This is a genomic window from Thermoleptolyngbya sp. M55_K2018_002 (assembly GCF_015295965.1).
Lineage (GTDB): Bacteria > Cyanobacteriota > Cyanobacteriia > Elainellales > Elainellaceae > Thermoleptolyngbya > Thermoleptolyngbya sichuanensis.
In genome coordinates this window covers 1-7,988 of the sequence record NZ_DVEA01000141.1, presented here as the reverse complement: position 1 = coordinate 7,988, position 7,988 = coordinate 1, and the positions used below count along the sequence as shown (strand labels likewise).

Annotated in this window: 7 protein-coding genes; 5 read left to right on the top strand and 2 right to left on the bottom strand. The window is 59.2% G+C overall.

Annotated elements, in window-relative coordinates:
• Positions 1 to 317, bottom strand: a 317-nt coding sequence (locus IGS51_RS06755) for a thioredoxin family protein (RefSeq protein ID WP_172353918.1), incomplete at its 3' end; no start/stop codon positions are given.
• Between the two features lie 254 nt (positions 318 to 571).
• A complete protein-coding gene (locus IGS51_RS06750) occupies positions 572 to 1,723 on the bottom strand; it encodes a WG repeat-containing protein (protein ID WP_297077406.1) in 1,152 nt (383 codons plus the stop codon).
• Positions 1,724 to 2,577: 854 nt separating this feature from the next.
• Here IGS51_RS06750 and IGS51_RS06745 point away from each other — a divergent pair.
• From IGS51_RS06745 to IGS51_RS06725, 5 genes are all read left to right on the top strand, one after another.
• Entirely contained in the window at positions 2,578 to 3,120 is a 543-nt protein-coding gene (locus IGS51_RS06745; RefSeq protein ID WP_297077404.1) for a hypothetical protein, read from the top strand.
• Positions 3,121 to 3,269: 149 nt separating this feature from the next.
• A complete protein-coding gene (locus tag IGS51_RS06740) occupies positions 3,270 to 4,037 on the top strand; it encodes a peroxiredoxin-like family protein (RefSeq protein WP_297077402.1) in 768 nt (255 codons plus the stop codon).
• 85 nt (positions 4,038 to 4,122) lie between these two features.
• Complete coding sequence (locus IGS51_RS06735) at positions 4,123 to 5,061, top strand: NAD-dependent epimerase/dehydratase family protein (RefSeq protein ID WP_297077400.1); 939 nt, start codon at positions 4,123 to 4,125, stop codon at positions 5,059 to 5,061.
• Positions 5,062 to 5,170: 109 nt separating this feature from the next.
• Entirely contained in the window at positions 5,171 to 6,325 is a 1,155-nt protein-coding gene (gene dprA, locus IGS51_RS06730) for a DNA-processing protein DprA (RefSeq protein WP_297077399.1), read from the top strand.
• A 118-nt stretch (positions 6,326 to 6,443) separates the two neighbouring features.
• Positions 6,444 to 7,838: an alkaline phosphatase family protein gene (locus IGS51_RS06725; RefSeq protein ID WP_297077397.1), complete on the top strand. Its 1,395-nt coding sequence runs from the start codon at positions 6,444 to 6,446 to the stop codon at positions 7,836 to 7,838.
• Positions 7,839 to 7,988 lie beyond the last annotated feature (150 nt).

Genomic DNA, 7,988 nt, shown 5'->3' with positions numbered 1-7,988 from the left:
CAGGTTGCCGCCGCCGCCACAATCTCCTGGAGCCGTTCGCGAAACTCGCCTTTGGGATGTGCGCCCTTGACTTCACCCAAAATTTTGAAGTCGCTTTCCGGCTCCTGGCAAATGATATAAGTCGGCCAGCCCATGCCTTCTTTATCGGGATATTGCGCCAGGAGGATCTTGCGGTATTTGCGGTAGGTGGCGGTGTCCTGCATTTTTACATCAACAAACTCCAGCCCCAGTTCGGCTGCCACTTTCTGGTCATAGAACGACATTTTGTGGCAAAGTCCGCAGTCTTCGGAGGAGAACTTAATCACAGTGGGATTCATAGCGGGGTTCACCAAATGCTGATACGAAACGTGTGACTAGTAGTGTCAAGACTTACGCACTTGCGATAAGCTTTCTGGATTTTGGACCATTTCTCACAGGCTGCGCCCGCGGGAAAGTGTCCAAATGCGTCAGTCCTATAGTGTGACTATTAGACTTGCAGGCTGGCCTGAGTCTTGAAAAGAGTTTGCAATGGATTGTCACCTCTGGAACGAGTGCGCCTAGAACGAGCGCATCTGAAGCGAGGGGTCGGCCGCTATCGCAGCAGCGGCGATGCCTTGAGGAACTGTCCTTGGCGATTAACGTAGCGCCACTGGTTGCCCAGCTTGACGCGGGCCCAGCCCTCTGAAAAGGCAGCAGCATCGTCAAATTGGGGGGCGATGACCCAGGTTCCGGTGGGGTTGATATAGCCGTAGCGGTTGCCTTGTTTGACGGCGGCCAGCCCTTCGGAAAAGTCAGCGGCATAGTCAAACTGGGGGGCGATCGCCATCTGCCCCTGGCAGTCTACATAGCCCCACTTCGCGCCCACCAGCACTGCCGCCCGCCCTTCAGCAAAGTCCGACGCAAAGCCGAACTGGGGGGCGATCGCCAGATTGCCCTGCAAGTCGATAAAGCCCCAGTCGCCCCCCTGCCGCACCCGCGCCCGCCCATCTGCAAACCGAAACGCCCCATCAAACTGGGGATCGATGACGAGCGCTCCGGTCGTGTCAATATAGCCCCAGCGGCCGCCCTGCCGCACTGCCGCCCGCCCCTGAGACAGTCGCCATGCATCTTCAAACTGGGGATCGATGACCAGTTTGCCCGTCGGTGCGATGAACCCGTAGCGATCGCCCAGTTTCACCGCCGCCAGCCCTTCGGCAAAGCTCCCTGCCAGGTCAAACTGCGGCTCGATGGCGACCTCTCCGGCGGGATTGATATAGCCGTAGCGCGTGCCAGCGCGAATGGCCGCCAGCCCGCCCGAAAAAGAGGCCGCGCCTAGATATTGCGGCGGAACGATGACTTCACCCGCCCGATTCATATAGCCATAGACCCCGTTTGCCTTGACCAGCGCCAAGTCTTCGGAAAAGTCAGCCGCTCCGTCCATGTTGGGATCAACGGCGATCGCCACGTTGCCCGTCAGGTCGATAAACAGGAGGCGATCGCCCCGGCGCACCATCGCCAGCCCTTCAGAAAAATCGGCAGCCTGGTCAAAGGAAAGCTCCGCGTCAGATTGGGCCAGGGTTTGGGAATCGGTCATGGCAGCGTCAGAAGACAAAATAGAGGGCAGAGCAAGATTCTGAGCAAGATTCTGAGCAAGATTCTGAGCAAGATTTTCAGGACTGCGAGAACGAGAGGCGCTATCCCAGCGGCAGCCCCCCAGCAGGAGCAGGGTAGAGGCGATCGCAGCGATGTAAAAAAAGTTTGGCATGGGACTGGGGAATTTGACGAGGAGGAGCGACAGAAGGCAGACGGATGGCTATGGGTTGTGGGGGAATAGGAGGAGAGATACTTGTGATACGTAATCTCAGTGAAGAATGTTTGAAAATTGAGGGAGCTACTGAGAGCGAGGAAATCACGGAAGACGCACGAACCCAGATGACTGCAAAGATAGCTGCAATCCCTATTGACGAAATTCCAGTAGTGCCCGATTGTATGTGTAAAGAAACCATGAGCTAGCCTTGCAAAACTTAAAGACTTCATGAAGTTGGCGACATATTTACGGATACTTAACGTGTTTTGAGGATGGCTAGGTATGTCGGGATTAGATTTCGCTTGCCCAAGATTGCTTAAACGGGGGCGACAGATCTTGCTCAAGGCTGGAGTTTATTTTGGCTTCATGTGATGCAGTCTTTGAACCTGATTTCATGAAGATAGTTGGGCAAAGCAATCTATTCCGACAAGACGACCTGTAAGCCTTGTAGTGGCGTGATAGCTACTAGCCTAGCGACGCTGTTGGGAGTTGTTGAATCGTTCGTAATTTCTGTCTGAGCCTCGTTCTGAGCTTTGTAACTGGGTGTGTGGATGGCTCCCTGTTCGTTGAGTGTTCGTGAGTTTGCCTGAGCAATCTTGATTTAATTGCCTTCAATTGCGCCTTTGCTTCGGCAGCATCTTCGACCGAGTAAACGAGAAAATTCTTCAGGGAAAAATCTTATGGAAGAGTATCCTGATGTTCCGGTTGCCCCCTCATCTTCCTTCTATGCTGAATCTGCACCATTAGAGGCTGAAGCTGAACTGGACTTTGGATCGGGGCCTGAGTTAGTTGAGCCAAGTTTTTTTGAGCCTGTGGCTCGCACCGCTGCGTTTGAAGCACGCCCGCTCGGCGTTGCGGCTGGGTCAGAGCTAACAGCCGCGCGATCGCCCCTTTCCCAGGACGCGCTAGACGACGTTGAGCTAGATTTCGACGAACTGCACACCTTTGAAGCGGTTAGCACCCAGTTTCATCATCTGGGTGTGACCTTTGCTAATGCAGTTGCCCTTGTGCCCTCCAATCCGGCATTTCCTTCCCATACTGGACAACTGGTGTTGATGGCTTGCCCCAAGGGCGGATGGCTAGAGGCAACCTTTGACCAGCCTGTGCAGCGGGTCAGCGGACACATCACCAGCTCTCGCCCGACGGTGATGGCAGCTTTTGATGAGCATAACCGCCCCGTTGCCCAAATGCAGACCCCAGCCGCCAACTTGGCAGGCTCCGACTCTAGCCACGCCCCAAATTTAGAAATGACGCTGACAGGCCGCCAGATTTCTCGCGTCACCTTCTACACCTTTGACGGACAATTGACCTTGGGCGCATTCAGCTTCGCGCAGTCCAACCGCCGAGCATCCTGAGGCAGGCTCTCAGGTTTCTGGTGAGTTTTCAGGTCAGTCTGTTGGTCGAGAACCGGGATCAGCAATTGGCAACGGCTTGACTCTCTTGACTCTGATGGACGCGACAGGAATGCGCCGTTAGGAGTTAAGCGGCTCCATTCTGACGATTGATGAATCCCTACTCTCTACTAGCTCAAACAACCCGCGAGCGAGTCGGCGACGGGGCGATCGCCCCAATTCTGGCAGACTGCGGCGCTGCCTCACGAATCCTCGTGCTGATCTGGCCGCAACTGGGCGACTTTGACAGCCTGGAATATGCCTGGTGGATTCGGCGGCAGGCGGCGCAGCTTCAGGCGGCGGGCATCGCGGTGCGGGCGGTGGGCATTGGCGATCGCCCATCAGGGCAAAAATTCTGCGAGTATACCGACTTTCCGGCCGAACATCTGTTCATCGACCCCAACGCATCGCTGCACCAAGCGCTGGGGCTATATCGTGGCCTGTCGCTGAAACTCCCCGTCCTCTCACCCGCGCAAAATAGCTGGCTCAACCTGATGCTGATGTGTGCGGGGATCGGCAGTCCGGGCACGCTGGCGGAGGTGTTTCGCGGCTATCGGGGCGATCGCACTGCGCCCCAGCTCATTGCCGACGACGAAGAAATTCAGGCGTTTCCCTTGCCGCCCCTCAAAGGTTCCTTCTTTCGCTGGGCAGGCGGCAGCGGCTTCCAGCGCCCGTTTGAGCTAGCCACCCTGCGCCTGCGAAATATGGGCGAAGTGCTGCGCCACTGGAAGACCTACGTGCCCGATGCCGCCTTCTTGACCCAGCGCGGCGCAACGTTTTTGTTCAACGCCCAGGGCGAACTGCTATACGAACACCGCGATCGCGCCATTCTGGGCTTTGCTGAAACCATGAGCAACCCGCTCCAGTTTCTCCAGCTATGAGCTTTGCAGGCTCAAGGTTTACTGTCCTCATTCCGTCATAGGATCGAAAAGCACAGTTTGCAATCGCAGGTTGAGAGGACGACACATGCGCGTGTTGGTGATGGGCGGAACCCGGTTTATCGGCGTGTACCTGACAAAGCTGCTGGTGGCGCAAGGCCACGAAGTCGTGCTGTTTAACCGGGGCAACAAACCTGCACCCGTCGCGGGCATCCGGCAGATTGTGGGCGATCGCACCGATCCCCTCCAGCTCAAAACCAGCCTCTCCAGCGAATCCTTTGATGCCGTGTTTGACAACAACGGCCGCGAACTCAGCGACACCCAGCCCCTCGCCGAAATCTTCAAAGGGCGAATCCAGCACTTCGTCTACGTCAGCTCTGCGGGCGTGTACCTCAAGTCTGACCAGATGCCCCACGTCGAGGGCGATGCGGTCGATCCCAACAGCCGCCACAAGGGCAAATTTGAAACCGAGGCTTACCTGGCCGAGTCCGGCATTCCCTTCACCTCCATTCGCCCGGTCTACATCTATGGCCCGCAAAACTACAACGACCTAGAAGCCTGGTTCTTTGACCGCATCGTGCGCGATCGCCCCGTCCCAATTCCCGGCAACGGCATGGCGCTCACCCAGTTTGGGCATTGCCAGGATCTAGCCGCCGCTATGGCCGCCGTGCTGGGCAACGAGCGTGCCATCGGGCAAATCTACAACATATCGGGCGATCGCGCTGTCACCTTCGACGGGCTGGCCCGCGCCTGCGCCACCGCCGCTGGCAAAGACCCCACCACCCTCAGAATCGTCCACTACGACCCCAAAAAATTTGACTTTGGCAAGCGCAAAGCCTTTCCCATGCGCGTGCAGCACTTTTTCACCGACATCCACAAAGCCAAGACCGAGCTAGGCTGGCAGCCCCAGTTTGACCTAGTTTCCGGCCTGGCCGACTCGTTCCAACACGACTACCTCGCCAGCGGCCGCGACAAAGCCGAAATCGACTTCTCCCTGGACGAAGAAATCCTGGCAGCCCACGCTTGAGCCGGGGTCTGCCGGGGAATACTGGAAGTTAAGGACGCAGGGATCAGGCATTAGCGCTGTGGCCTGCGCCTGCCCAAACTCTGCCTATTCCCAAATCCTACCCCTCACCTTGACTGACGAACGAGCCTACTGGCTGGCCTGGAGCCAGATCGCGGGCGTAGGCCCGACGCTGCTGATGCGGATCTATCGACACTTTGGGTCGCTGGCAGCGGCTTGGGATGCTGATCTGGCTGCCCTGGATGCGGTGGAGGGCATTGGCGGAATGACAGCAGGGGCGATCGCCACGGCCCGTGCCTCCCTCGATCCCGCATCCCTGCTCGCAGAACATCAGCGCGACAATCCCGACGTTTGGACTCCCGCCGATGCCGACTATCCGCGCCTGCTCACCGAGATTCCCGACCCGCCGCCACTGCTCTACTATCGCGGGCAGGTGGCGCTGGCAGAAAACCGGGGGGAAGTGGGGCTGGTGGCGATCGTGGGAACCCGCAACCCCTCCAGCTATGGCAAACAGTGGACGTATCGTCTGGTGGAAGCGCTGGTGCAGGCAGGATTTACCATCGTCTCTGGGCTGGCGGAAGGCATCGATGCGATCGCCCATCAAGCCTGCCTCGACGCAGGCGGCCGCACGATCGCCGTCCTGGGAACCGGGGTCAACCGTGTCTATCCTGCCAGCAACCGCGCCCTCGCCCAGCAGATCGACCGCAAAGGGCTGATTCTCAGCGAACATCCCCGGGGCACCGGCCCCGATCGCGCCCACTTCCCCAGCCGCAATCGCATCATCGCCGGACTCTGCCGCGCCACCCTGGTCATCGAAGCAGGCCCCAAATCGGGAGCGCTGATCACCGCCCGCGTCGCCAACGACTATGGCCGCGAAGTCTACGCCCTCCCCGGCTCCCTCGACCAGCCCCAGTCCCGCGGCTGCCTGGAGATCATTGCAGGCGGCGCTCAGGTCATTCTCGGCGAAACCCCGCTGCTAGAGGCCCTCGGCGCAATTCCCCAGCTAGACACGATGCCGAAGACGATGCCGAACCGCGCAGCTACTCCAGCACCCGCTCCGTCTGCATCCCCTACACCCGACCTGCCGCCCCGCTTGGTGCCGATTTTTCAGGCGATTCCCCCCATCCCACCAGAGGCGATCGCCCTCGACACCCTGGTACAAACCACCCAACTCGACACCAGCAACCTCCTCGCCGCCCTGCTGGAGCTAGAAATGCTGGGCGTGGTTTCGCAACTGCCCGGAATGCGCTATTGCCGAGCAGGATGACCATTTTTCGAGAGGGTAATCTATGCGCTGAGACGATAGAGTGAGGAGGTATTTCGGGGTGACGACGACTGGCGCACTTCCCGTCCCCCCACCCCGTTCTCTCGTTTCCCTGCTGCCCATGTCTTCCCCCAAACCCCGCCTCCTGATCATTGGCCTCGACTGTATGGAGCCGTCGCTGGTGTTTGACCGCTGGCGGTCTGACTTGCCCAACCTGTCGCGGTTGATGGCGGCGGGCAGCTATGGACGCATGGAGAGCAGCATTCCCGCCATCACCGTCCCCGCCTGGAGCTGCATGATGAGCGGGCGCGATCCGGGGGAACTGGGGATTTATGGATTTCGCAACCGGGCCGATCGGAGCTATGGCAAGATGGCGATCGCCGACGGTCGAGCGGTCAAGGTTCCGCGCCTGTGGGACTTGCTGGGCGATGCGGGCTGGACGGTCGCGGTTCTCAGCGTTCCGGGCACTTCGCCACCCTATCCAGTGAACGGCTCCCTCGTATCCTGCTTCCTTACGCCCAGCCGCGATGTGCCCTACACGCACCCGCCAGGCCTGGCCGCGCAAATTGCCGAATGGATGCCCGACTTTTTGCTGGACGTGCCAGAGTTTCGCTCCGAGGAAAAAGCGCGAATCTTGCAAAACATCTACGACCTCTGCAACCAGCGGTTTGACCTGGCAGAAAAGCTGATCGAGCGCGACCAGCCCGATTTTCTGATGCTGGTAGACATGGGCGTGGATCGGATTCACCACTCCTTCTGGAAGCCAATGGACCCCACCCACCCGCAGCACGAGCCGGGGTCACCCTTTGCCAACGCGATTCACGACTACTATTGCCATGTGGATCAGCGCGTCGGCAACCTGCTAGCGAGGTGCGACGAGGAAACCGTCGTGCTTGTGGTGTCAGACCACGGGGCGCGGCCGCTGATGGGCGGCATCTGCGTCAATGAGTGGCTAATCAAGTGGGGCTATCTGACGCTAAAGCAGCCCCCTGCCGAACCGCTGCCGCTGGATCAGGTCGAGGTGGACTGGAGCCAGACCAAAGCCTGGGGCGCAGGCGGCTACTACGGGCGGATTTTTATGAACGTGCAGGGACGAGAACCCCAGGGCGTGATTCCCCTGGCGCAATACGAGCAAGAGCGATCGCGCTTAGCCGACCTCCTGGCCAGCATCCCCACGCCAGACGGACAGCCCATGCCCAACCGCATCATGAAGCCGCAGCAAATCTACCAGAAGGTGCGCGGCGTGGCTCCTGACCTGATTGCCTATTTCGACGAACTGGCCTGGCGCTCCGTAGGCACAGTCGGGGACGGCTCGCTTTACACTACAAATAATGACACTGGGCCCGACGATGCCAATCATGCTCCCTTTGGGCTGATGATTTTCCACGACCCGCGCCAGCCCAAGGGCGGTCAGGTTCTAGAGGGCGCGACGCTTTACGACATCCTGCCCACCTTGCTATACCGCTACGGCCTCCAGCCCCCCGCCAATCTGCGCGGCAACATCCTTCCCATCTAGCTTCAGATCCTCACCCCCCCAACCCCGCAAATGCCTTCGTCTGGTCGCTTCCAAAGTCGCTTGCTGAGCTATCTGTCTCGGCAGCGGCTGCGTTTGGGCGATCGCACGTCGCGCTGGATACGCCAGGCCCAAGGTGCGATCGCGCTGGGG

Coding starts and splice junctions, on each gene's coding strand:
- IGS51_RS06750 (WP_297077406.1), bottom strand. CDS start 1,723: ATGCCAAACTTTTTTTACATCGCTGCGATCGCCTCTACCCTGCTCCTG.
- IGS51_RS06740 (WP_297077402.1), top strand. CDS start 3,270: ATGAATCCCTACTCTCTACTAGCTCAAACAACCCGCGAGCGAGTCGGC.
- IGS51_RS06735 (WP_297077400.1), top strand. CDS start 4,123: ATGCGCGTGTTGGTGATGGGCGGAACCCGGTTTATCGGCGTGTACCTG.
- IGS51_RS06725 (WP_297077397.1), top strand. CDS start 6,444: ATGTCTTCCCCCAAACCCCGCCTCCTGATCATTGGCCTCGACTGTATG.